The organism is Kitasatospora sp. NPDC022785, assembly GCF_055561295.1.
Map to the genome: position 1 here is coordinate 20,766 of NZ_JBVHHB010000039.1, position 22,051 is coordinate 42,816.

Genomic DNA, 22,051 nt, shown 5'->3' on the forward strand with positions numbered 1-22,051 from the left:
CTGGAGGCCCCGTATGGCGATCGGCAACCTCACCGACGCGTTCACCAGCCTGATGTTCGGCAAGGTGGAGACCACCCGCCTGCCGGTGCGCACCTCCACCGGCCAGGCGCAGGCGGTCTACCTGCCCACCGCCGCGCCGGGGCTGGGTGATTCGGGCGTGATCATCGGCCGCGAGGTCTACAGCGGCAAGGGGTACGTCTACGACCCCTTCCAGCTGTACGGGCAGCAGCTGCCGGCCCCGCACTGGCTGGTGCTGGGCGAGTCCGGCAACGGCAAGTCGGCGCTGGAGAAGACGTACGTGCTGCGCCAGCTGCGGTTCCGCGACCGCCAGGTGGTGGTGCTCGACGCGCAGGGCGAGGACGGGGTCGGCGAGTGGAACCTGATCGCCAACGCCCTGGGCATAAAGTCGATCCGGCTCGACCCGATGGCGGCCCGGGACGGCGGGGTGAAGCTCAACCCGCTGGACCCGGCGATCACCCAGACCGGCCAGCTGTCGTTGCTGCGCACCATCATCGAGGTCGCGATGGGGCGCGGCCTGGAGGAGCGGGCCGGCTTCGCGCTGAAGGCGGCGCACGCCCATGTGATCGCGACCGTGAGGGATCGCCAGCCGGTCCTGGACGACATCATCAACACCCTGCGCAGCCCCGAGCTGTCCTCGGTGGACTCGCTGGGCGTGGCGGTGGACGAGGTGCAGTCCTGGGGCCTGGACGTGGCGCTGGTGCTGGACCGCCTGGTCGACGGTGACCTGCGCGGCATGTTCGACGGTTCGACCACGGACGGCATCGACCTGGACGCGCCGCTGATCGTCTTCGACCTGTCGCACATCGACCGGAACTCGATCGCGATGCCGATCCTGATGGCGATCGTCGGGGTCTGGCTGGAACACACCTGGATCAGGCCGGACCGGAAGAAGCGGATCTTCCTGGTCGAGGAGGCCTGGCACATCATCAACAGCCCCTTCGTGGCGCAGCTGTTCCAGCGACTGCTGAAGTTCGGGCGCCGGCTCGGCCTCTCCTTCGTGGCCGTGGTCCACCACCTGTCCGACGTGGTGGACGGTGCGGCGGCCAAGGAGGCCTCGGCGATCCTCAAGATGGCCTCCACCCGGACCATCTACATGCAGAAGGCCGAGGAGGCGAGAGCCACCGGCCGGGTGCTGGGTCTGCCCCGCTGGGCGGTGGAGATCATCCCCACACTTTCGCCGGGCATCGCGGTCTGGGACGTGAACGGCAACGTCCAGGTGGTTAAGCACATCATCACCGAGACCGAGCGGCCACTGGTCTATACCGACCGCGCGATGACCGAGGACGCGGTGGCCGAACGGGTGCGTGCGGAGCGGCAGTTGGCGGCCGAGCCGGGCGTCTGACCGGCGCCTCGAAGGATGCGGGGCGGGCCGGACCACTCCCGGGGCCGCCGTCGGAGGGGGCGGGCCGGCCCGCCCGGCAGCCCCGTGCGGCCGGAAAACCGGCGACGATTCGTCAGTAGGTAACCCTGTCGTTACGTTCAGGGTCCTGACAGCTACGCGCGTTGACTCTAGGCTGCACTCGCGCAACGACACCGTCGCCCGCCCGGACCTTCGTCCGCAGCCGGGCGCTCTCTCAAGGTGCAGGGGACCCCTCAGAATGTTCACCGTCAGATCCCGACGTGCGGTGCTGGCCGCGGTCGCCGCAGCCGGCCTCGTCGGCACGGTGGCCGTGCCGACCGCAGCCCAGGCCGCGGACGCCAAGCGGCACAAGACCGTCAACCTCCAGCTGCTGGCGATCAACGACCTCCACGGCAACCTGGAGCCCCCGGCCGGCTCGTCCGGCACCATCAAGGAGATCGACCCGGCCACCGGGCAGGTCGTCTCCACCCCGGCCGGCGGTGTCGAGTACCTGGCCACCGCGCTGCGCCAGGCCCGGATCCCGGCCGACGACTCGATCACCGTCGCCGCCGGTGACATCGTCGGCGCCTCCCCGCTGACGTCGGCGCTCTTCCACGACGAGCCGACCATCGAGGCGATGGACAAGCTCGGTCTGGACGTCACGGCGGTCGGCAACCACGAGTTCGACGAGGGCGCCAAGGAGCTCATCCGCCTCCAGGAGGGCGGCTGCCACCCGGTGGACGGCTGCTACGAGGAGGGGCGCAAGTTCAAGGGCGCCAACTTCAACTACCTCGCCGCCAACGTCACCAACGAGAAGACCGGCAAGCCGATCCTGGCCCCGTACTGGGTGACCAAGTCGCAGGGCGTGAAGGTCGGCTTCATCGGCGCCACCCTGGAGGGCACGCCGAACATCGTGACCGCCGAGGGCGTCAAGGGCCTGAAGTTCGGCAACGAGGTCGCCACGATCAACAAGTACGCGGCCGAGCTGAAGAAGCAGGGCGTCAACTCGATCGTCGCGCTGGTCCACGAGGGCGGCTACCCGGCCAGCAGCACGTACAACTACGACTGCGGCACCGCCGGCCAGGGCATCTCCGGCCCGATCGTCGACATCGCCAAGAACCTGGACCCGGCGATCGGCGCCATCGTCACCGGTCACACCCACAACGCCTACGCCTGCACCATCCCCGACCCGCAGGGCGTGCCGCGCTCGGTGACCAGCGCCGCCTCCTTCGGCCGGCTCTACACCGAGATCGACCTGAAGCTCGACAAGACCACGGGCACCATCGTCCGCCCGTCGGTCAAGGCCGAGAACCACGTCGTGCGCCAGAACGTCGCGAAGGCCCCGGACATGACGGAGCTGATCGCGCACTACTCCAAGCTGGCCGCGCCGATCGCCAACCGCCCGGTCGGCTTCATCGCCTCGGACCTCAACGGCCGCGGCAGCAGCGACCTGGAGAAGCCGCTCGGTGACGTGATCGCCGACGCGCAGCTGGAGGGCCTCGCCCCCGCCGACAAGGGCGGCGCGCAGGTCGCGTTCATGAACCCCGGAGGCATCCGCTCCGACCTGGTCTACAAGGCGAGCGCCGCCGAGGGCGACGGCGTGGTGACCTACGGCGAGGCGTTCACCGTCCAGCCGTTCACCAACATGATGCAGGTCAAGACGCTGACCGGCGCCCAGCTGATCCAGCTGCTCCAGCAGCAGGTGAGCGGCCCGAACAACGCCGCGCCCAAGATCCTCCAGTCGTCCAAGGGGCTGACGTACACCCTGGACATGCGCAAGACCGGCGCCGACCGGGTGCTGGTGGACTCCATCCGCCTCAACGGCGCGCCGATCGACCCGGCTGGCAAGTACCGGGCCGCGGCCAACGAGTTCCTGGCCGGCGGCGGCGACGGCTTCCCGGCCTTCGCGGCCGGCACCGACAAGCTGGTCGGCGCCTCGGACCTGGACGTCTTCACCGCCTACCTCGCCGCGCACAGCTCGGCGGCCTCGCCGCTGAAGGCGCCGGCGCAGGACCGGATCAAGGTCCTCGGCCCGGGCAGCGACATCGACTGACCGAGGCCGGCAGGGACGGGCGGGGCGCTGTCGGGGCGCCCCGCCCGTTCTGCGTTCTGCGGCCCCGGCTACGTGGGCGCCGGCCCTCCCGGCAGCCGGACGGTGGCGAGGGCGCCCGGCCCGCCGTCCTGGGCCGGACCGAGCGAGACCTCGCCGCCGGACTCCCGCACACTCTGCGCGACGATCGACAACCCGAGCCCGGAGCCCGGGAGTTGCCGCGAGGACGGCGAACGCCAGAACCGGTCGAAGACGTACTGCAGCTCGTCCGGCGGAATGCCGGGGCCGTGGTCGCGGACGGTCAGCACTCCCTCCTGGAGGCCGACTTCGATGGTGCCTCCGGGCGGGCTGTACTTGACCGCGTTGTCCAGCAGGTTGATCACCGCCCGTTCGAGGGCGGCGGCATCGCCACGCACGAACCACGGCGCGACCGCGGTCTCGAAGACCAGCCCGGGGCCGCGCAACTTCGCCCGCGCGACCGCCCGTTCGGCGATCTCGTGCAGGGCGACGACTGCCAGGCTGCGGACCGGCTTCGGCGAGTCCGGGCGGGAGAGCTGGAGCAGGTCGCCGATCAGGAGGGTGAGTTCCTGCATCTGCGCCTTCATGTTGCCGAGCAGCTTGGTCTTGGTCGCGGGCGGCAGCGGGCGGCCGGTGTCGTCGCTGCGGATGAGGAGATCGACGTTGGTGCGGAGGGAGGTCAGCGGCGTGCGGAGCTCGTGCCCGGCATCGGCGATCAGCCGGGTCTGGCGGTCACGGGAGTTGGCGAGCGCGGTGCTCATGGAGTTGAAGGAGGCGGAGAGCCGGGCGATCTCGTCGCTGCCCTGCACGGGGATGGTGGTGCCGACCTCCTCGGTCCGGGCGATGTGCTCGACCACGTCGGTGAGCCGGTCGACGGGCTTGAGCGCGGACCGGGCGACGAGCCGGCCCGCGAGGCCGGCGAGGATGATGCCGCCGACGGCCACGCCGCCGAGGATGATGGCGAGTTGGTTGAGGGACTCCTCGACGATGGCCACCGGGTCGGCTACCAGGTAGCCGTACACCTTCCCCTCGTAAGCGAAGGTGGACACGCGGACCCGGACGTCCTCGCCCGTGGTGAACGTCCCGTCGCGGTAGGTGTAGTGGCCGAGCCGGGCGGTCCCTTGCGGTGCCTGCAGATCGGATGACGTGAGGGTGATGGCGTGGGTGGCGCCGGTGGGCAGGCACGGCTGGCCGTCCGGTGAGATCACCTGGACGGACCACCGGGGAGCGCCGACCATGATCCGGCCACCGTTCCCCGGAGCGGTGGCGGCAGCTGCCGCGGTGGCGGCGGCGAGCGCTCCGCTCGGCGTCGGGGCGCACCAGTAGTAGTCCTGGAGCAGCCGCTGCGGCGGCTTCACGCCGGGCGGTCCGTCCTGGATCGGCGAGGGAGCGGCGGTCGCCAGATTGCGGTCCACCTGGTCGTACAGCCGCTGTTCCACGATGAACCAACACGCCAGCGCCGACAACGCGATGGCCACCGCGACCGCCGCGGCCGTCAGGAACGTGAGCCGGCTGCGCAGGGACTGCGCGCGGTACCAGCGGACGAGGCGTTGGCGGCGGGGGACGCGGGGCGGGGCGAGGGGCGGCGGCGGTGGGGTGGCGGTGTCGCTCACGCGCCCTCCTCGCTCCGCCCGGAGGCCCTTTCGTGTGACGCGCCCCTGCTCACGGCCGGCTCACCACGCCCGCTCACGCCGGGGTGCCGGCGGCCGGGCGGAGGGCGTAGCCGACGCCGCGCACGGTCTGGATGAGCCGGGGCATGCCGCCCTGCTCGGTCTTGCGGCGCAGGTACATCACGTACACGTCCAGGGAGTTGGAGGAGGGCTCGAAGTCGAAGCCCCAGACCGCCTTGAGGATCTGTTCGCGGGTGAGTACCTGGCGGGGGTGGGAGAGGAACATCTCCAGCAGCATGAACTCGGTGCGGGTGAGCTCGACCGGCTTGCCGGCGCGGGTGACCTCGCGGGTGGCGGTGTTCATCCGCAGGTCGGCGAAGGCGAGGACCTCGGTGTCGTCCTCGACGGCCGCGGCGCGGGCGGCGGCTTCGGTGGCGAGGGCGTTGCGCCGGAGCAGGGCGCGGACGCGGGCGAGCAGTTCGTCCAGCTCGAAGGGCTTGGCGAGGTAGTCGTCGGCGCCGACGTCGAGGCCGGTGACCCGGTCGCCGACGGCGTCGCGGGCGGTGAGCATCAGGACCGGGACGGTGTCGCCGCGCGAGCGCATCCGGCGGACGGCGGTGAGGCCGTCCATCCGGGGCATCATGATGTCCAGCAGGACGAGGTCGGGCTTGTCGCGTTCGACGGACTCCAGGGCCTCGTACCCGTCCGTCGCGGTGGCCACCTCGTAGCCCTCGAAGGCGAGGCTGCTCTCCAGGGCGTCCCGGAGGGCGGGTTCGTCGTCGACCACGAGGAGCCGGGCGGTGGCCTGTCCTGGCTCGGCGGGGGTGCGGTCGTCGGCGGACGGGGTCATGGGCGGTTGCCCTTTCTCATCGTCGGAGAGCCTGCTGGCGGGGGCGTGCGAGGGCGTGCGGTGGGCGGGTGCGGGGAGCTGCCCGGAGTAATTGTCCGTCTAGACGTTCTGGCCGGCCTGCAGCTTCGGCAGCACCTGCTTGATGTCGTTGATCGGGATGGCGAAGCCGAGGCCGACGCTGCCGGCGCTGCTGGTGCCGGCGGTGGAGCTGGAGCCGCTCGCCGAGTACATCGCCGAGTTGATGCCGATGACCTGGCCGCCGGCGTTGATCAGCGGGCCGCCGGAGTTGCCGGGGTTGAGGGCGGCGTCGGTCTGGAAGGCCTTGTAGGTGGCGGTCTCGCCGCCGCCCTGCGGGGTGCTGCCGCGCAGGCCGGGCAGGTTGGGGAAGCCGAACCCGCCGTTGCCGCTGGTGGTGCCCTCGTCGACCTGGACGGTGACCTCGCGGTTCTGGGCGCTGATGATGCCCGAGGTGACGGTGCCGGTGAGGCCCTCCGGGTTGCCGATGGCGACGACCGGGTCGCCGACGGAGACGGCGGAGGAGTCGCCGAGGGTGGCGGGGGTGAGGTTCCCGGCGCCGCTCGCGGTGATCACGGCGGCGTCCAGGGCCTTGTCGGTGCCGGTGACGGTGGCCCTGGCGGTGGAGCCGTCCTTGAAGGTGACGGTGACCTGTCCGCCGTCGGCCGCGCCGGAGACCACGTGGTAGTTGGTGAGGATCCGGCCGTCCTTGGTGAGGACCACGCCGGTGCCGGTGGAGGTGCCGTTCGCGGTCCTCACGGTGATCTGGACGACGCTCGGCGAGACGGCGGACGCGATGGCGGCGACGTCGGCGCTGCCGTCCGAGCGGGCGGAGACGGGGCTGGCGACGGTGGCGGTGCGGCCGGCCGAGCCGTGCTCGCCGGCGGCGATCGCGCCGCCGGTCACCCCGCCGAGGACGGCGGCGACCGCGGCGACGGCGGTGACCAGGGCGAGCCGGCCGCGGAGGAGGCCTCGCCGGGCCCGGCCGTCGGGCGCGGAGGGCCCGCCGCCCTCGGGCGGGGCGGGGGGCAGGGGAGGCCCGGCGGGCGGGGGAGGGGGCGGGGTCCCGACCGAGGGGGTGTCGGCGGTGGGGTGCCCGAAGGCCTGGTGGCCGCCGGCCGGCTGGTACCCGGGGGCCGCCTGGTGCCCGCTGGTCGCGCTGTCGAGGACGGTGCCCGGGATGACCTGGCCCTGGGCGGGGCCCGGGTACGCCTGAGGGTACGCGGTGCCGTACTCGTACGGGCCGTCGTACTGCTCGCCGTGGTGCTGCTGCCGATCGCTCATGTCGACCAACGTCCGCCCGCTGGATGAGGATCCGATGAGAGCGGGCTCAGAAGGCCCCGAGAAGCCCGTTGACTTCTCATAAAGCCTGGTCAGGCCGGGGTCGGCGCCCCGGTCGGGTCGCAGCCGCAGGAACGGCGGATGACCAGGCGCGACGGGAACTTGCGGACCCGTTCGGTGTCCGAGCCCGGCACCATCAGCGAGTCGTCCAGCACCAGGTCCACGGCGGCCCGGGCCATCGCGTCGCGGTCGGAGGCGACGGTGGTGAGCGGCGGGTCGGCGAGGGCGGCCTCGGGCACGTCGTCGAAGCCGGTCACCGCGAGGTCCTCCGGTACCCGCAGGCCGACCTCGCGGGCGGCCCGCAGCACGCCGATCGCCTGGTCGTCGGTGGAGCAGAAGATGGCCGGCGGGCGCTTCTCCGAGCGCAGCACGCCGAGCGCGACCTCGTAGGCGCCGTAGCGGTGGAAGGGCGCGTCGATCAGGTACGGCTCGGTGGGCAGGCCGTGGGCGTCCATGGCGCGCTGCCAGCCCTCGACGTGGTCGATGACCGGGTCGCCGGGGGCGGGGGACTCGACCGGGCCGCCGAAGCAGGCCACGTACGGGTGTCCGTGCTCCTCCAGCAGGTGGCGGACGACGGCCTCGGCGCCGCCCACGTCGTCGGTGACCACGGCGACGTCGTCGATGGCCTCGGGGCGGCGGTGCAGCAGCACCACCTTGGCGCCCTCCATCGCGGCGAACTCCTCGGCGGCCCGCTGCGAGGGGCCCTGGCTGACCAGGATCAGGCCGGAGACCCGCATGCCGAGGAAGGCGCGGACGTAGTGCACCTCTCGGTCGTCCACGTAGTCGGAGTTGCCGATCAGCACGAGCTTGCCGCGTTCGGAGGCGGCGCGTTCGACGGCGTGCGCCATCTCGGCGAAGAACGGCTGGCGGGCGTCGGGGACGACCATGCCGATCAGGTTGGTGCGGCGGGAGGCCATGGCCTGGGCGACGCTGTTCGGCCGGTAGCCGAGCTGCTCGATCGCCGCGAGGACCTTCTCCTTGGTCGCGGGCGCGACCGGGCGCGGCCCGTTGTTGATGACGTAGCTGACGACCGCGGTCGAGGTCCCAGCCAGTCGGGCTACGTCGTCGCGCGTCACTTTGGCCACGGGGGGAGTCTACGCGTGTGGCGTCCGCCCGGGCAGTGTGAGCTCGGCTACCGGGCGATGTCCGCAGGACAGTCCGGGGCGAATGCGGACAGGCCGGGCGGGGACACCCGCCCGGCCTGCGGTCAGGCCTCCAGCGGGGCCGAGGCGCGCTGGGCCAGGTCGGGCCGCTCGCCCTTGTCCGGCTTCTCGGGCACGACGAAGCGGTAGCCGACGTTTCGCACGGTGCCGATCAGCTGTTCGTGCTCGACGCCGAGCTTTGCGCGCAGCCGGCGGACGTGGACGTCGACCGTCCGGGTGCCGCCGAAGTAGTCGTAGCCCCACACCTCCTGGAGCAGCTGTGCCCGGGTGAAGACCCGGCCGGGGTGCTGCGCGAGGTACTTGAGCAGCTCGAACTCCTTGAAGGTGAGGTCGAGCACCCGGCCCTTGAGCTTGGCGGAGTAGGTGGCCTCGTCGACCGAGAGGTCGCCGTTGCGGATCTCCATCGGGCTGTCGTCCGTGACCACCTGGAGCCGGCCGAGGGCGAGCCGCAGCCGGGCCTCGACCTCGGCGGGGCCGGCGGTGTCCAGCAGGACGTCGTCGATGCCCCATTCGGCGGTGACGGCGGCCAGGCCGCCCTCGGTGACCACCAGGATCAGCGGACAGCCGATGCCGGTGGAGCGCAGCAGCTGGCAGAGGCTGCGGATCTGCGGCAGGTCGCGCCTGCCGTCGACCAGGATGACGTCGGCGCTGGGGGTGTCGACCAGGGCCGATCCCTCGGCCGGTGCCACCCGGACGTTGTGCAGCAGCAGGCCTAGGGCGGGCAGCACCTCCGCTGAGGGCTGCAGTGCGTTGGTGAGGAGGAGCAGAGAACTCATACCCGGTTAGTCCCCTTTCCGGGTCGTCGCGGTCGCGTTGCGGCTGCCGCCACAGCCGGATGGCGCTCGTGCAGGGAGGTGTCGCGCGCGGCACGCCCGAAGAAGGAGGCGGCGGCGGGCGACGGGTGGGGGGTGAAGGACGCCGGGTGCCCACCGGAGGACTCGCCGGCGCGCACGACGGAGCGGCTTTCGCACCAGGGGTCCCGCAACCCCTGAGGCACCGTCTCTGCCCTGCTCATCCCGCGAACCTTCCGGTCTGTCCCGTTCCGGGCGGCGGCCCGGCGCCGGGTGTCCGTACACCCCTGCCGGGCCGGGCACGTCGTTGTGCCGCGAATGGCGGGGCCGTTCCTGCGGTGCGCCGGGGGTGGGCCGACGAATCGCAAGAACGTCCGTACTGGCGTCCTGAAAGCACAAAAGGATCCGGGGGCGACTCTGCCCGGATCCCTCAGGGCACGAGGATAGCCGACCGGCCCCCGCGCCGGGAGGCCCCGAAAGCGGCGGTTCGCTCATTCCGGGCGCGTCCGGGGTGAGCCTGGCCACAGCTCCGGCGGCCCGCCGTCACCCGCCGGGCCAGGGCGGTTGCCGGTCGCGGCGGCGGACACGCCATCATGGGACGCACATCGGCGGCACCGTGCGCGTACACCTTTCGGGTGGTGTCCGGACGCTCCGGTGGCGACCCGGCCGGGGTGTCCGGGCCGGGGCGAGGACGACGAGAGGGGTTGCCATGGGTGCGACCACGGAGCCGGCGGGCGCCGCCGCGGTGAGCGGAACGATCCGCTACTGGGCGGCGGCGAAGTCGGAGGCCGGGCTGGCCGAGGAGCCGTACGAGGCGGCGACCCTGGCGGAGGCGCTGGCCGCGGCCAGGCAGCGGCACGCCGACCGGCCGAAGCTCGTCCGGCTGCTCGGGCACTGCTCCTACCTGGTGGACGGCTCGCCGGTCGGCGGGCGCGACCACGCGACCGTGGCCCTCACCGAGGGCGGCACGGTCGAGGTGCTCCCGCCGTTCGCGGGAGGGTGAGCGGCGTGACGGATCCGAACCACGTGAACGGCGGCCCGGACGGCCGGCAGCAGCAGCCGCCGCACCCGCAGGCACAGCAGTACCCGCAGCAGCCGCACCCGCAGGCGCAGCAGCACCCGCAGCAGCCGTACCCGCAGCCCCCGTACGGGCAGCAGCAGGCGTACAGGCCGGAGCAGGCGTACGCGCCGGAGCCGTATGCGCAGCAGGGGCACGCGGCCCAGCCGCACGCCCCCGGCCAGGGGTACGCGCCGGGGCAGGAACAGTACGGTCAGCCCGGGCAGGAACAGCACGGCCGGCCGCAGCACGGGCAGCACCGGCACCACGGGCAGCCCCCGTACGGGCAGCCGTCCGCGGACGACGCCGCGACGGCCCTGCTGCCTCCCGTCCCGCCGATGGACGATGCGGCGGCCACAACGCTGCTGCCGCCCGTGGTGGTGTCGGGCGCGATGCCGACCGCGGCCCAGGCCCAGGTGCAGGCCCAGGCCCAGGCCTTCGACCCGCCGACCATGACGCTCAAGCGCCCGGCCGCCCCCGCCGCCCACGGCGCGCCGTACGCCGCCGTCCCGGCGCAGCCGGTCCCGGCTGCCGCGGCGCCCACTAGCCCCGCCGGCCCCACCCCGGTGCCCGCGCGGGCACCCCGGACGGGCTCGCCGATCATCGACCCGGGTCTGCAGCCCGCCCTGATCACCGCCGCCGTCGCCGCCCTGCTGGCCGGCGGAGCGGCGCTCGGGCAGGTCACGCTGGCCCTGGTGGTCGCGGCGCTCCAGGTGCTGACGGCGGCCGGCTGGTTCCGCCTCAACGGCATGTGGCCGGCCCGCCAGGGCATCGCGCTGGCCGCGCTGGCCGGCCTCACGGCCGACGTGGCGGTGCTGCTGGCCGACTCGGACGGCGGCGCGGCGGCCGTGGCGGGCACGCTGGGCGGGTTCTTCCTGCTGGTCCTGGTGTTGCAGACGTTCCGGCCCTCGGACCCCAAGGAGCGGTTCTACGCGCTGACCGTGCTCGGCTCGGCCACCGTGGTGACGGTGCTCTGCACCACGCTGCTGCTGGCCGACTGGGTGCCGGCGGCGGTCGGCGCGGTCGCGCTGGCCACCGTGCTGGCGGCCGCGCCGCTGCCCGGCCCCAAGCAGCTGGGCCCGGTGCCGGTGGGGTGGGTGCTCGGCCTGGTCGCGGCCGTGGTGTTCGGCCTGGTCGTGGGCGCGCCGCCGGTGCTGGGCGTCCTCGCGGGCCTCGGCGCGCTGGTCGGCCGCCGGGTCGCCGGGTACGACTTCCCGTCCCGCTTCGTGCACATGACGGCGGGCGTGGCGCTGCCGTTGGCGGTGGCCTCGCCACTGGTCTGGATCGCCACCCGTCTGCTGGCCGGCTGACCCCCGGCCGCTCGCCGCTGCGACGCCCCGCCCCGGAACCATGCTCCGGGGCGGGGCGTCGTACCGTCGTGCGGGGTGCTGCCCCGTGGGGCGTGCGGGACGAGAACGACGATCAGTGCGGGACGAGAACGACGAACAGCAGGACGACAGCGGCAGGCGACGACGGGGGAGAGCGATGCGCGGTTGGCTGAAGGCGACGATCGGCCTGGCGGTGCTCTGCGGGCTGCTGGTGGGCGCCGACCGGATCGCCGTCGGGGTGGCCGAGGACGAGGCCGCCGACCAGATGGTCAAGAGCGGCCGGATGAGCCAGCGCCCGGACGTGTCGATCGAGGGCTTCCCGTTCCTCACCCAGGTGCTGTCGATGAAGCTGGACGACGTCCGGATCTCGGCGGACGGCCTGACCGTCGGCGACGGGACCCACCAGGTGGCGCTGCACTCCTTCAAGGCCAAGCTGGCCGGGGTCGAGGTGAGCGACAGCATGACCAGTGCCACCGTCGACAGCGGCACCGGCACCGGCCTGATCTCGTACGCGGACCTGGCCCAGCTGCTGCCGCCGGCGTCCCAGATGGTGCCGAACGCGGGCAAGCTCCCGTTGGGCTCCGGCACCCGGCTGAGCCTCTCCTACGGCGGTCCGGGCAGGATCAAGGCCTCCCTGGGCCCCCTCCCGATCGGCGAGGGCTCGGTGCACAGCCAGGGCAACACCGTCACGGCGGACGGCTTCAAGCTCAGCGGCATGGCCGGGATGCTGGCGGGCCTGGCCAACCAGCAGGTCGAGCCGGTGAGCTTCACCCTGGCCGCTCTGCCGGCCGGGCTCAAGCTGGCCTCGGTGTCGCCGCAGGAGGAGGGCCTCCAGCTGACCTTCGACGGCAACCACGTCAAGGTCATCGGCTGACCGGAGCCGCACATCCGGTCCGCTTCGTTCCGCTCCGCGAGACGCGCTGTCCAGCGCCGGCCGCGGAGCGGTGTCGTTCCTGCCCCTGTGCGGACCTCCTGACGGTCCCTGGCCGGTTCCCGCCACCCGGTGAATGGCCAAATCTCAACATTCGGATCATTTGGTCTCAGAATTCGATACGCTAATGACAGCGGGCATCCGGTGTCCCTAGCATCGTCGGCATGAAGCGACAGACGGACCTCACGAAGCGGCGGGCGGTAGACCTGTGCCGCGTGGCCGCCTGTCTGTGTCGAATGCGCTAACTCGGCGTCCTGGCAGGGCTGTTGAAGCCCGCCGCCGATTCCCCTGGTGACCTGGCCCGGCTTTTGGGGCCGACCGTCGCCGCTGCCCACCGCAGACCACTGCCCGGCCGCACCGCGCGCCCCCTCTCGTCCCATTATTCGGACAAGAATTCGGACCGGCCGCCGCCGGGCGACCCGCAGCACCCCCAGCAGCAGCACCTTCCGCAAACCGCCCCCGGATGGAGAACATCACCATGAGCCGCAGCGACGTCCTGGTCGACGCCGACTGGGTCCAGGCCCACCTGGACGACCCGAAGGTGGCCATCGTCGAGGTCGACGAGGACACCTCCGCCTACGACAAGAACCACATCCGCAACGCCGTCCGGATCGACTGGAAGAGCGACCTCCAGGACCCGGTCCGCCGCGACTTCATCGACCAGGCCGGCTTCGAGGCGCTGCTCAGCGCCAAGGGCATCGCCAACGACGACACCGTGGTGCTCTACGGCGGCAACAACAACTGGTTCGCCTCGTACGCCTACTGGTACTTCAAGCTGTACGGCCACGGTGACGTCCGCCTGCTGGACGGCGGCCGCAAGAAGTGGGAGCTGGACTCCCGCGACCTGGTCTCCGAGGTGCCGGCCCGCGCCGCGACCGAGTACAAGGCGCAGGCCGTCGACTCCTCGATCCGCGCCTTCCGTGACGACGTGGTCGCCGCCATCGGCAACCTGAACCTGGTCGACGTGCGCTCGCCCGACGAGTTCTCCGGCAAGCTGCTCGCCCCGGCCCACCTCCCCCAGGAGCAGTCGCAGCGCCCCGGCCACGTGCCGAGCGCCCGCAACATCCCGTGGGCCAAGAACGCCAACGACGACGGCACCTTCAAGAGCGACGACGAGCTCAAGGCCCTGTACGAGGCCGAGGGCATCGACCTCGCGAAGGACACCATCGCCTACTGCCGCATCGGCGAGCGCTCCGCGCTCACCTGGTTCGTGCTGCACGAGCTGCTCGGCCAGGAGAACGTGAAGAACTACGACGGTTCGTGGACCGAGTACGGCAGCCTCGTCGGGGTGCCGATCGAGCTCGGCAACTGAGCCTCCGGCTCGAACCGTAAGTCAGAAGGGAAGACAAGACATGTGCGGTGCGAAGGCCGGCGGCCCGGACCTGGCAGGAGTTGACGTGGCGAACGAGACGATCATCCAGGGGTCCGTGACCCGAGACGGCGAGCCGGTCAACGGCTACGTCCGGCTGCTCGACGAGGGCGGCGAGTTCACGGCCGAGGTGCCCACCTCGGCGACCGGACAGTTCCGGTTCTTCGCCCGCCCGGGCAAGTGGACCCTGCGCGCGCTGGTCCCGGGCCAGACCGTGGACCGCCAGGTGGTCGCCTCCCAGGGCAACCTGACCGAGGTCGCGATCGCGGTCTGATCCACCCCCCCGCGGCACAGCACCGAGGGCCCCTGCCGAGCAGGGGCCCTCGGGCATACCGTGGAACCGTGCAGGGACGCCGGCGCCACCGCTACTACTTCGCCATGATGGCCGTCTGCCTCGGGCTGTTCGTGCTGGCCTGGGGCGTGGTGCGGTTCTGGTCCGTGCCGGCCGCGATCGCCATGTGCGTGGTCGCGATGGTCATCCCGCCCGCCGCCGCGGTCTTCGCCAACAAGCGGGACCCGGAGGACGACTGGTGGAACGACCCGCGCTGGGACGATCCGAAGTGGGACGACCCCGGCCACGACCGGGACCGCCCGGACCGGGAGGACCGCTCCTGGTGACCGGGAGAGCGCTCCTAGTACACGAGCGCCTGCACGCCGTCGGCCATGATCTCGCTGACGAAGACCTGGGCGCCCGCGATCCGGACACCCTCGACGGTGTCCTTCTGCTCGATCCCGCGCCGCACCGCGCACTGGGTGCAGAGGGTGACGGTGCCGGCCGTCAGGATCGACTCCAGCAGGTCCGGCAGGGGCGCCGCGTGCGGCAGCTCGAACTCCGCGGCGCGCCCGGGCAGCGCGAACCAGGACGACTCCCCGGTCAGCCAGAGCGAGACCTCGATCCCGCTGGCGACGGCGACCGCCGCCACCGTGAAGGCCTGCGAACAGCGCTCCGGCGCGTCCGCCCCGGCGGTGACCTTGATGACGAGCTTCTTCGCGCTCTGCGATGCGTTCGACGACATGCCGACACCCTAGATCGCCGACGTGGTGGGGCTCACCGAGACCCGTCGACACCCGGCGGATAGAGTGAGCGCGAGCAAAATCCACCACACTGTCGCCGCCCTGGGAGCCCCCCGTGTCCGGTCTGGAAATCTTCTTCGACGGTCTGCTGGCCCTCATGGCCGTGCTGATCACCTGGTTCGCCATCTTCTCGGTGATGAAGCTGTACCAGGGCCAGCGCTGAGCCGGCTGCCGTACGGTTGAAGCAGCCCCATACCGACGACAGCGACCAGGAACATGATCGAGATCCCCTCTGACCTCCACAGGGACGTCGTCCCGCTCGCCTTCCTCCTCGGTACCTGGGAGGGCGCGGGCGTCTACGACTTCCCGGGCACGGAGAAGTGCAACTTCGGCCAGGAGATCGTCATCCGGCACGACGGCCGGCCCTTCCTGGAGTTCCGCTCCCGCACCTGGGTGCTGAACGAGGAGGGCGAGAAGGTCCGTCCGCTGGAGAACGAGCACGCGTTCTGGCGCATCACCAGCAACCACCACGGCACCAGCGGCGCCCGCGGGATCGAGATCTCCTCCGTGCGCGACGACGGCACCGTCGAGATCTGGTACGGCGAGCTGGCCGACGGCAAGCCGCAGATCGACGTCTCCACCGACGCGGTGGCCCGGATCGAGGGCTCGGCGCCGTACTCCGGCGGCAAGCGCCTGTACGGCTTCGTCAACGAGGAGCTGCTCTGGGTCGGAGAGAAGGCCGCTCCCGAGGTGTCGCTGCGCCCGTACATGTCGGCGCAGCTGAAGAAGGTGCTGAGCCCGGCGCAGCTGATCAAGGACATCAACGACCTGCCGGACGACGGCATCGCGTTCTTCCGCTGATCGCATCGGCTCATCGAGCTCATGGGTAGGGACCGGCCCCCGGCCGGTCCCTACACTTGCCTCAGGACCCCCGACCTTGACAGGGACAGCACCGTGGCGGACACCGGCACCACCGACTGGCAGCTCTCCGGCGACTGGAAGGCCGACCTGCGCGAACGCGGCTACCGGCTGACCCCCCAGCGCCAGCTCGTGCTGGAGGCGGTCGACGTCCTCGACCACGCGACCCCGGACGACATCCTCGGCCATGTCCGGCAGACCGCCAGCGGCATCAACATCTCCACCGTCTACCGGACCCTGGAGCTGCTGGAGGAGCTGGGACTGGTCTCCCACGCACACCTCGGCCACGGCGCCCCGACGTACCACCTGGCCGGCCGTCACCACCACCTGCACCTGGTCTGCCGGGACTGCGAGAAGGTCACCGAGACCGGAACCGAGATCGCCCGGCCGCTGATCGAGAGCCTGCGCGAGCAGCACGGCTTCGACACCGACCTCAAGCACTTCGCCATCTTCGGCCGCTGCGCCGACTGCACCGCCAAGCGTGCCGGGGACCAGTCGTAAGCTGGCCGGTATGAAGAGCCCGCTGCTTGCGCTGCCCGGTGCCGTCCCCGCCGAGGGAACCGACGAGGGCGTGGCCGCCCACTACGGTGACATCTTCCGCGAGCAACGCAACCTGGCGCAGGGCACCGGCTTCGTGGACCTCTCGCACCGCGGCGTGCTCACCGTCACCGGCGACGACCGGCTGGCCTGGCTGCACCTGCTCCTCACCCAGCACGTCAGCGCGCTGCCGCCGCAGCAGGCCACCGAGGCGCTGGTGCTCTCCCCGAACGGGCACGTCGAGCACGCGCTCTACCTGGTCGACGACGGCACCACCACCTGGGCGCACGTCGAGCCGGGCACCCAGCAGGCGCTGATCGGCTACCTGGAGAGCATGAAGTTCTTCTACCGGGTGGAGGTCGCCGACGCCACCGCCGACTACGCGGTGGTCTACCTGCCGGCCGGCTCCACCGCCCCGGCGGAGGGCGCGGCGGCGGTCCGCGAGCTGTCGTACGGGCGGGACCTCTTCCTGCCGCGTGCCGAGCTGGCGAAGCTGACCGAGGGCTACGGCCCGGCGGCCGGGATCTGGGCGTACGAGGCGCTGCGGATCGAGGGCCACCGGCCCCGGCTCGGCTTCGAGACCGACCACCGGACCATCCCGCACGAGGTGGACTGGCTGACCACCGCGGTGCACCTGCAGAAGGGCTGCTACCGCGGGCAGGAGACGGTCGCCCGGGTGCACAACCTGGGCCGGCCGCCGCGCCGCCTGGTCTTCCTGCACCTGGACGGCACCGAGGAGGTGCTGCCCCCGCACGGGACGGAGGTGCGGCTCGCCTCGGATCCGGACGGCCGGGCGCTGGGCGTCGTGACGTCCTCGGCGCGCCACCACGAGCTGGGCCCGGTCGCGCTGGCCGTGGTCAAGCGGAACGTCCCGGTGGACGCGGTGCTGCTGGCCGGGACGGTGCCGGGGACGCAGGACGTCATCGTCCCGCAGTAGGTCTCAGACCTCGACGAGCACGGTGAACGGGCCGTCGTTCACCAGCGCCACCCGCATGTCCGCGCCGAACCTGCCCGTCTCCACCTTGGCGCCGAGCGCGCGCAGCCCGGCGACCACCTCGTCCACCAGCGGCTCGGCGACCGGCCCGGGGGCGGCGGCGTTCCAGGTGGGGCGGCGGCCCTTGCGGGCGTCGCCGTAGAGCGTGAACTGGCTGATCACCAGCAGCGGGGCGGCCAGGTCGGAGCAGGACTGCTCGACGCCGTTCTCGTCCGCCTCCAGCACCCGCAGGGTCCAGAGTTTGCGGGCCAGCTGGGCGGCCTTGGCGGGGGTGTCGTCGTGCGTGACACCGACCAGGACACAGAGCCCGGGCCCCTCGATCGCGCCGACGGTCTCTCCGGCCACGGTCACCCGGGCCTCGGTCACTCGCTGCACCACTGCTCGCATGCGGCCATTGTGCCGGAGCGGGCCGGGCCGCCCGCAGGGCCCGCGGGTGGTCCGCGAGGGTTCGGGAGAGGCCGCGGGCAGGCCCCGGAGGATGGCCTCGGGGCAGTGTCGGGGGCAGGGGTGAGACCCGGCGCGTGTGGCCATGGTGCGCGCCGGGTGGTGCGCGCCTGCGCCTCTTCGGGCGCCGCTCTTCCTGCGGAAAGCCTTGGTCATATCAGCCACCTCCGTTCGCCAGGGGGCCGTTCGGGTGCACAGGCGGTGCACCGGCGGTGGGTGGGGTGGCACGCTGGGGAACCGTACGAGGGGTCCGGGGCGCCAGAGGTCCGCCGCACCGGGCCCGGTTCGGCCGGGCGGTCGAGTCGATAGGTCAGGCGTTCTGGTGGTGTCGCCCCGGCGGGTGGCACCACCCGGGGGCGGGAACCTTCGGGGGCGCCCCGGCGTGCCAACGGACGGGTACGCGCGGTGGGTGCGCGCGACGGCCCGCCGGGGGAACGGGCCGGACCTGCGGCAGGCGACGGGGTGCCGCGAGCGGGCGGGATCGGACGACGTCAGGTGGTTGGTTGATGGACGCGAGCAGCGCGGCGCAGGGCCGGTCGGGGCGGGTGCCCGGGGGCACGGAGCCGGCGGGGGACACCTCCCGCCCGGCGGCGGGCAAGGAGGGCGAGCCCGAGCTGGAGCGGCTGGGCCTGGCGCAGCTGCGGACCCTGCGCCGGGAGACCCTGGAACAGGAGGCCGACCTCTCCTATCTGCGGCGGCTGCTGCACGGGCGGATGGACATCCTCCGGGCCGAGCTGGACCGCCGGCCCGGCACCGCCGTCCGCACGGCGGCGGGGGGCGAGATCCCGGTGGGCGGAGCCCTGCTGGACCGGCTGCCGGCCATCCTCACCGACGCGCCGTCCACGGTGCGGCGCTCCGCCCGGCACGTCACGCTGGGGCCGCCGCGCGGCCAGCAGTCCCAGCTGGAGGCGGACGAGCTGATGGGCGACGTCCAGCTGGCCGACCTGGCGGCCCACCCGGAGGCGGCGCTGCTGGCCGCGCTGGACCGGCTGCGGGCACACGAGCGCGAGGTGTCCGGCCGGCGGCAGCGGCTGCTGCGGACGGCGGACGGCTGCAGTGCCGAGATCACCCGCAGGTACCGTGATGGGGAAGCGCGGGTCGAGGACCTGCTCGCGGGCGGCCCGCTCTGACCGGGTGAGGGCGTCCGGGGGTGGGGAGGCCCGGCTCGCCCCCGGCTCACCCTCGCCCCCGGAAGGCTTCCGCCATGTCCCACTCCGCCGCCCTGCCCGTCCTCGCCGAGGTCATACGCTCGGGCTTCACCGAGGGCCGGCACCACGGCTCGCTGGTGCTGCTCGCCGCCGACGGCTCGGTCGAGTTCGCCCTGGGCGCTCCCGAAGCCCCGGTCTTCCCGCGGTCGTGCGCCAAGCCGTTCCAGGCGGTGGCCACGCTGCGGGCGGGGCTGGCGATCGGCGGTGAGCTGCTGGCGCTGGCGGCGTCCAGCCACTCGGCAGAATCGTTTCACCGCGACGGCGTGAGGCGGATCCTGGCCGGTGCCGGACTGGACGAGTCCGCCCTGCAGACCCCGGCGGACCTGCCGCTGGACGAGACCGAGGCCGAACTGCTCCTGAAGTCCGGCGGCGAGCGCGCGCCGATCCTGATGGACTGCTCCGGCAAGCACGCCGGCTGGCTGGCCGCCTGCGTCGCCAACGGCTGGCCGACCGCGAGCTACCTCGACCCGGCGCACCCGGTCCAGCAGCTCGCCCGCGAAGCCCTCCAGGAGGCCACCGGCGAGACGCCGGCACACGCCGGGGTGGACGGCTGCGGCGCGCCGCTGCTGGCCGTCAGCCTGACCGGCCTGGCCCGCGGCTACCGCGCGCTGGTGCTCGCCGAGGAGGGCACCCCGCAGCGCCGGGTGGCCGACGCGATGCGTGCCCACCCCGAGTTCGTGGCCGGCACCCGCCGGGCCGACACCTGGCTGATGCGGGCGGTGCCGGGTGCGCTCTCCAAGATGGGCGCCGAGGCGGTCCAGGTGGTGGCGCTGCCGGACGGCCGGGCGCTCGCCTTCAAGATCGACGACGGTGCCGAGCGGGCCCGCGGTCCGGTCCTGGCGTCCGCACTGGGCCGGCTCGGCGTGGTGGCGGCGGACGACACCCTCGACCGGATCGGCGCAGCCCCGCTGCTCGGCGGCGGCGTGCCGGTGGGCGAGGTCCGGGCGGCGTTCTAGGACCCCGGGCGCGCCCGCGAACTCCCCGTGGCGGCCGCCGGGGTGCGGAGCGACCGGAGGCGGTGCACGGTGGACCGGGGGCCGTCGCAGAGAGGGAGTCCGCCATGAGTGAGCACGTGTACCGGGTGACCGAGATCGTCGGGTCCTCGACCGAGTCCATCGACGCCGCCATCAGCAACGGGGTCGAGCGGGCGTCCCGGACGCTGCGCAACCTCGACTGGTTCGAGGTGACGCAGGTCCGGGGCCACCTGGAGGACGGTCGGATCAAGCACTACCAGGTCGGCCTGAAGATCGGCTTCCGGCTGGACGACGAGGGCTGAGCCGGCGGGGGAGGAGCCGGCGGGAGCCGGGCCGGTGAGGGCGGGGCCTCAGCCCCGCTCCGGCAGCACCAGTGGGACGCCCGTGCGCAGGTGCGGCAGCACCTCGACCGGGTGGCCGTACACCTCGCTGAGCAGCGGTGCGCGCAGCACCTCGCCCACCGGGCCGGCCGCGACCATGGCGCCGCCGCTCAGCAGCACCACCCGGTCGGCGTAGGCCGCCGCCAGCGAGAGGTCAGCGCGACGACGGTGATCAGCACCAGCCGCATCCGCTCGACGTCCACACCGAGGTGGCGGGCCGGTCGTTCGCCGAGCGCCAGCAGGTCCAGCTTCCACGCGTACAGCGGGGCGACGGCCAGCCCGGCTGCGGCGAACGGCAGGACGGCGAGCACCTTGCCCCAGGAGGCCTGGGAGAGCGAGCCGAGCTGCCAGAAGGTGACCTGGCTGATGGTGGCCGCCCCGCCGCCGAGGCTCCGGCGCGGCCGGCGGAGCCTCGCTGACCACCACCGGCAGCACCGGCCTCGGCGGCGTGCCGGCGTCGACCGGCTCGTCCGCCCCGGTGGTGCCGCTGCTGGCCACCGCCGCCGGGCTGCTGCTGGCCGGCGGCGGCGCCACCGTGCTGGTCCGCCGCCGGAGCCCGCAGGCCTGAGCCGGCACCGCAACGGCCCAGCCCCGACGAGTGGTGGCTCGCCGGGGTCGGGCCGTGGCTGAGGAAACGTTTACGCAGTCAGCGGGTAACGCGCATCCAGGTCGCGGAAGATCGCGCCGTTGAGCTCGAAGGCCCGCTTGCACTCCTCGACCACCCGGCGGCGCCCGACCTCGTCCAGCGCCAGCCCGGCCGCGTCCAGCTTGGCCCGGTAGTCCCGCTTGAAGGCGGCCGGGTTGCCGACCTCCTCGAAGACGTAGAACCGCACGCCGTCGCCCCTGCGCTCGAAGCTGGAGAACGGGACGGGCTGCTCGGGCGTGGGCATGCGGCTTCCAGGGATCGAAATCGGCCCGACTAATTATAGTTAGCCTAACCTAAGTCACCATCATGCCGACAGAGTGTCGGCAATCCCGTGTACAGGCCGGGCCCCACGCCCCGGACCCGGACGCACGCCCCAGCTCGGGACACGGCCCCGGACCCGGACGCACGCCCCAGCCCGGGACACGGCCCCGGACACGGCGAAGGCCGGGGCCCGCGGACCATTCCGCGCACCCCGGCCTCCGACTGCCTCGACCTACCTCGAACTGCCCTGGGCGAACGAGATCGGTACGTCGGCTCAGTGACCGCCCTGCTCCGCCAGTCGCTTGATCGACGCGGTGACCTCGGCCTCGGCCTCGGCGCGGCCGACCCAGTTGGCACCCTCGACCGACTTGCCCGGCTCCAGGTCCTTGTAGACCTCGAAGAAGTGCTGGATCTCCAGGCGGTCGAACTCCGACACGTGGTGGATGTCCTGCAGGTGCTCCCAGCGCGGGTCCGTCGCCGGGACGCAGAGCAGCTTGTCGTCGCCGCCGGCCTCGTCCGTCATCTTGAACATGCCGATGACGCGGCACTTGATCAGGCAGCCGGGGAAGGTCGGCTCCTCGAGGATGACCAGGGCGTCCAGCGGGTCGCCGTCGTCCGCGAGGGTGCCCTCGACGTAGCCGTAGTCGGCGGGGTACCGGGTCGAGGTGAACAGCATCCGGTCAAGACGAAGGCGACCGGTCTCGTGGTCGACCTCGTACTTGTTGCGAGAGCCCTTAGGGATTTCGATAAGGACGTCGAATTCCAACGGTTCCTCCAAGGTAGGGACTGACA

General features: G+C 72.6%; 24 protein-coding genes and 2 pseudogenes. 15 read left to right on the forward strand and 11 right to left on the reverse strand.

The window, feature by feature from the left end:
* Positions 1-13: 13 nt before the first annotated feature.
* The gene (locus tag ACZ3YO_RS37350; protein WP_396325423.1) at positions 14-1,363 is read left to right on the forward strand and encodes an ATP-binding protein; all 1,350 of its coding nucleotides are present in this window, start codon (positions 14-16) and stop codon (positions 1,361-1,363) included.
* Positions 1,364-1,619: 256 nt separating this feature from the next.
* A complete protein-coding gene (locus ACZ3YO_RS37355; protein WP_465578406.1) occupies positions 1,620-3,413 on the forward strand; it encodes a bifunctional metallophosphatase/5'-nucleotidase in 1,794 nt (597 codons plus the stop codon).
* A gap of 68 nt (positions 3,414-3,481) precedes the next feature.
* Here ACZ3YO_RS37355 and ACZ3YO_RS37360 read toward each other — a convergent pair whose 3' ends face one another.
* From ACZ3YO_RS37360 to ACZ3YO_RS37380, 5 genes are all read right to left on the reverse strand, one after another.
* Positions 3,482-5,041 carry a sensor histidine kinase gene (locus ACZ3YO_RS37360; RefSeq protein WP_465578408.1) on the reverse strand — a complete coding sequence of 520 codons (1,560 nt, stop codon included), beginning with the start codon at positions 5,039-5,041 and terminating at the stop codon, positions 3,482-3,484.
* A 73-nt stretch (positions 5,042-5,114) separates the two neighbouring features.
* A complete protein-coding gene (locus ACZ3YO_RS37365; protein WP_396325420.1) occupies positions 5,115-5,888 on the reverse strand; it encodes a response regulator transcription factor in 774 nt (257 codons plus the stop codon).
* A 99-nt stretch (positions 5,889-5,987) separates the two neighbouring features.
* The gene (locus ACZ3YO_RS37370) at positions 5,988-7,187 is read right to left on the reverse strand and encodes a S1C family serine protease (RefSeq protein WP_465578411.1); all 1,200 of its coding nucleotides are present in this window, start codon (positions 7,185-7,187) and stop codon (positions 5,988-5,990) included.
* Positions 7,188-7,276: 89 nt separating this feature from the next.
* Positions 7,277-8,329, reverse strand: coding sequence for a LacI family DNA-binding transcriptional regulator (locus tag ACZ3YO_RS37375; protein WP_465553619.1), 1,053 nt, complete (start codon positions 8,327-8,329; stop codon positions 7,277-7,279).
* 122 nt (positions 8,330-8,451) lie between these two features.
* Positions 8,452-9,183, reverse strand: a complete 732-nt coding sequence (locus tag ACZ3YO_RS37380) for a response regulator transcription factor (RefSeq protein ID WP_396325417.1) — start codon at positions 9,181-9,183, stop codon at positions 8,452-8,454.
* 724 nt (positions 9,184-9,907) lie between these two features.
* Between ACZ3YO_RS37380 and ACZ3YO_RS37385 the strand changes: the two genes are divergently transcribed.
* The 7 genes from ACZ3YO_RS37385 (at position 9,908) to ACZ3YO_RS37415 (ending at position 14,501) form a co-directional block, all read left to right on the forward strand.
* Positions 9,908-10,201 (forward strand): MoaD/ThiS family protein, encoded by a 294-nt coding sequence (locus tag ACZ3YO_RS37385; protein WP_465578414.1) that lies wholly within the window; start codon positions 9,908-9,910, stop codon positions 10,199-10,201.
* A gap of 5 nt (positions 10,202-10,206) precedes the next feature.
* Positions 10,207-11,565, forward strand: coding sequence for a hypothetical protein (locus ACZ3YO_RS37390; protein ID WP_465578416.1), 1,359 nt, complete (start codon positions 10,207-10,209; stop codon positions 11,563-11,565).
* A gap of 175 nt (positions 11,566-11,740) precedes the next feature.
* On the forward strand, positions 11,741-12,457 hold the full coding sequence (locus ACZ3YO_RS37395; protein ID WP_396325414.1) for an LmeA family phospholipid-binding protein: 717 nt from the start codon (positions 11,741-11,743) through the stop codon (positions 12,455-12,457).
* Positions 12,458-12,678: 221 nt separating this feature from the next.
* Positions 12,679-12,759 carry an Ms5788A family Cys-rich leader peptide gene (locus ACZ3YO_RS37400; protein ID WP_350517234.1) on the forward strand — a complete coding sequence of 27 codons (81 nt, stop codon included), beginning with the start codon at positions 12,679-12,681 and terminating at the stop codon, positions 12,757-12,759.
* Between the two features lie 233 nt (positions 12,760-12,992).
* A complete protein-coding gene (locus ACZ3YO_RS37405; RefSeq protein ID WP_465578418.1) occupies positions 12,993-13,826 on the forward strand; it encodes a sulfurtransferase in 834 nt (277 codons plus the stop codon).
* Between the two features lie 40 nt (positions 13,827-13,866).
* Positions 13,867-14,157: a DUF1416 domain-containing protein gene (locus ACZ3YO_RS37410; protein WP_093861460.1), complete on the forward strand. Its 291-nt coding sequence runs from the start codon at positions 13,867-13,869 to the stop codon at positions 14,155-14,157.
* Positions 14,158-14,225: 68 nt separating this feature from the next.
* On the forward strand, positions 14,226-14,501 hold the full coding sequence (locus ACZ3YO_RS37415) for a DUF3099 domain-containing protein (protein WP_396325412.1): 276 nt from the start codon (positions 14,226-14,228) through the stop codon (positions 14,499-14,501).
* 14 nt (positions 14,502-14,515) lie between these two features.
* On the opposite strand, the gene ACZ3YO_RS37420 is transcribed toward ACZ3YO_RS37415, so the two are convergent.
* The gene (locus ACZ3YO_RS37420) at positions 14,516-14,899 is read right to left on the reverse strand and encodes a DsrE family protein (RefSeq protein WP_465578421.1); all 384 of its coding nucleotides are present in this window, start codon (positions 14,897-14,899) and stop codon (positions 14,516-14,518) included.
* Between the two features lie 274 nt (positions 14,900-15,173).
* Between ACZ3YO_RS37420 and ACZ3YO_RS37425 the strand changes: the two genes are divergently transcribed.
* The 3 genes from ACZ3YO_RS37425 to ygfZ all read left to right on the forward strand — a co-directional run bounded on the left by ACZ3YO_RS37425 (position 15,174) and on the right by ygfZ (position 17,289).
* The gene (locus ACZ3YO_RS37425; RefSeq protein ID WP_465578423.1) at positions 15,174-15,758 is read left to right on the forward strand and encodes a heme-binding beta-barrel domain-containing protein; all 585 of its coding nucleotides are present in this window, start codon (positions 15,174-15,176) and stop codon (positions 15,756-15,758) included.
* A gap of 93 nt (positions 15,759-15,851) precedes the next feature.
* Entirely contained in the window at positions 15,852-16,316 is a 465-nt protein-coding gene (locus ACZ3YO_RS37430; RefSeq protein WP_396325409.1) for a Fur family transcriptional regulator, read from the forward strand.
* 10 nt (positions 16,317-16,326) lie between these two features.
* Positions 16,327-17,289 carry a CAF17-like 4Fe-4S cluster assembly/insertion protein YgfZ gene (gene ygfZ, locus ACZ3YO_RS37435; RefSeq protein WP_465578425.1) on the forward strand — a complete coding sequence of 321 codons (963 nt, stop codon included), beginning with the start codon at positions 16,327-16,329 and terminating at the stop codon, positions 17,287-17,289.
* Between the two features lie 3 nt (positions 17,290-17,292).
* Here ygfZ and dtd read toward each other — a convergent pair whose 3' ends face one another.
* Complete coding sequence (dtd, locus tag ACZ3YO_RS37440; RefSeq protein WP_465578427.1) at positions 17,293-17,733, reverse strand: D-aminoacyl-tRNA deacylase; 441 nt, start codon at positions 17,731-17,733, stop codon at positions 17,293-17,295.
* A 563-nt stretch (positions 17,734-18,296) separates the two neighbouring features.
* Between dtd and ACZ3YO_RS37445 the strand changes: the two genes are divergently transcribed.
* From ACZ3YO_RS37445 to ACZ3YO_RS37455, 3 genes are all read left to right on the forward strand, one after another.
* The gene (locus ACZ3YO_RS37445) at positions 18,297-18,920 is read left to right on the forward strand and encodes an RsiG family protein (protein WP_465578429.1); all 624 of its coding nucleotides are present in this window, start codon (positions 18,297-18,299) and stop codon (positions 18,918-18,920) included.
* Between the two features lie 74 nt (positions 18,921-18,994).
* Positions 18,995-19,954, forward strand: coding sequence for an asparaginase (locus ACZ3YO_RS37450; protein WP_465578431.1), 960 nt, complete (start codon positions 18,995-18,997; stop codon positions 19,952-19,954).
* A 104-nt stretch (positions 19,955-20,058) separates the two neighbouring features.
* Positions 20,059-20,274, forward strand: a complete 216-nt coding sequence (locus ACZ3YO_RS37455; RefSeq protein ID WP_396325403.1) for a dodecin — start codon at positions 20,059-20,061, stop codon at positions 20,272-20,274.
* 48 nt (positions 20,275-20,322) lie between these two features.
* On the opposite strand, the gene ACZ3YO_RS37460 is transcribed toward ACZ3YO_RS37455, so the two are convergent.
* From ACZ3YO_RS37460 to ACZ3YO_RS37475, 4 genes and pseudogenes are all read right to left on the reverse strand, one after another.
* Positions 20,323-20,475, reverse strand: a complete 153-nt coding sequence (locus ACZ3YO_RS37460) for a hypothetical protein (RefSeq protein ID WP_465578433.1) — start codon at positions 20,473-20,475, stop codon at positions 20,323-20,325.
* Between the two features lie 32 nt (positions 20,476-20,507).
* Positions 20,508-20,726 (reverse strand): annotated as a pseudogene (locus tag ACZ3YO_RS37465) (iron chelate uptake ABC transporter family permease subunit); the annotation flags it as partial.
* Between the two features lie 264 nt (positions 20,727-20,990).
* Positions 20,991-21,206, reverse strand: a pseudogene (locus tag ACZ3YO_RS37470) (biliverdin-producing heme oxygenase); the annotation flags it as partial.
* 327 nt (positions 21,207-21,533) lie between these two features.
* A complete protein-coding gene (locus ACZ3YO_RS37475) occupies positions 21,534-22,025 on the reverse strand; it encodes an inorganic diphosphatase (RefSeq protein WP_148643392.1) in 492 nt (163 codons plus the stop codon).
* Positions 22,026-22,051: the final 26 nt, after the last annotated feature.

Coding starts and splice junctions, on each gene's coding strand:
- ACZ3YO_RS37350 (WP_396325423.1), top strand. CDS start 14: ATGGCGATCGGCAACCTCACCGACGCGTTCACCAGCCTGATGTTCGGC.
- ACZ3YO_RS37355 (WP_465578406.1), top strand. CDS start 1,620: ATGTTCACCGTCAGATCCCGACGTGCGGTGCTGGCCGCGGTCGCCGCA.
- ACZ3YO_RS37365 (WP_396325420.1), bottom strand. CDS start 5,888: ATGACCCCGTCCGCCGACGACCGCACCCCCGCCGAGCCAGGACAGGCC.
- ACZ3YO_RS37370 (WP_465578411.1), bottom strand. CDS start 7,187: ATGAGCGATCGGCAGCAGCACCACGGCGAGCAGTACGACGGCCCGTAC.
- ACZ3YO_RS37380 (WP_396325417.1), bottom strand. CDS start 9,183: ATGAGTTCTCTGCTCCTCCTCACCAACGCACTGCAGCCCTCAGCGGAG.
- ACZ3YO_RS37385 (WP_465578414.1), top strand. CDS start 9,908: ATGGGTGCGACCACGGAGCCGGCGGGCGCCGCCGCGGTGAGCGGAACG.
- ACZ3YO_RS37395 (WP_396325414.1), top strand. CDS start 11,741: ATGCGCGGTTGGCTGAAGGCGACGATCGGCCTGGCGGTGCTCTGCGGG.
- ACZ3YO_RS37400 (WP_350517234.1), top strand. CDS start 12,679: ATGAAGCGACAGACGGACCTCACGAAGCGGCGGGCGGTAGACCTGTGC.
- ACZ3YO_RS37405 (WP_465578418.1), top strand. CDS start 12,993: ATGAGCCGCAGCGACGTCCTGGTCGACGCCGACTGGGTCCAGGCCCAC.
- ACZ3YO_RS37410 (WP_093861460.1), top strand. CDS start 13,867: ATGTGCGGTGCGAAGGCCGGCGGCCCGGACCTGGCAGGAGTTGACGTG.
- ACZ3YO_RS37420 (WP_465578421.1), bottom strand. CDS start 14,899: ATGTCGTCGAACGCATCGCAGAGCGCGAAGAAGCTCGTCATCAAGGTC.
- ACZ3YO_RS37425 (WP_465578423.1), top strand. CDS start 15,174: ATGATCGAGATCCCCTCTGACCTCCACAGGGACGTCGTCCCGCTCGCC.
- ygfZ (WP_465578425.1), top strand. CDS start 16,327: ATGAAGAGCCCGCTGCTTGCGCTGCCCGGTGCCGTCCCCGCCGAGGGA.
- dtd (WP_465578427.1), bottom strand. CDS start 17,733: ATGCGAGCAGTGGTGCAGCGAGTGACCGAGGCCCGGGTGACCGTGGCC.
- ACZ3YO_RS37445 (WP_465578429.1), top strand. CDS start 18,297: ATGGACGCGAGCAGCGCGGCGCAGGGCCGGTCGGGGCGGGTGCCCGGG.
- ACZ3YO_RS37450 (WP_465578431.1), top strand. CDS start 18,995: ATGTCCCACTCCGCCGCCCTGCCCGTCCTCGCCGAGGTCATACGCTCG.
- ACZ3YO_RS37455 (WP_396325403.1), top strand. CDS start 20,059: ATGAGTGAGCACGTGTACCGGGTGACCGAGATCGTCGGGTCCTCGACC.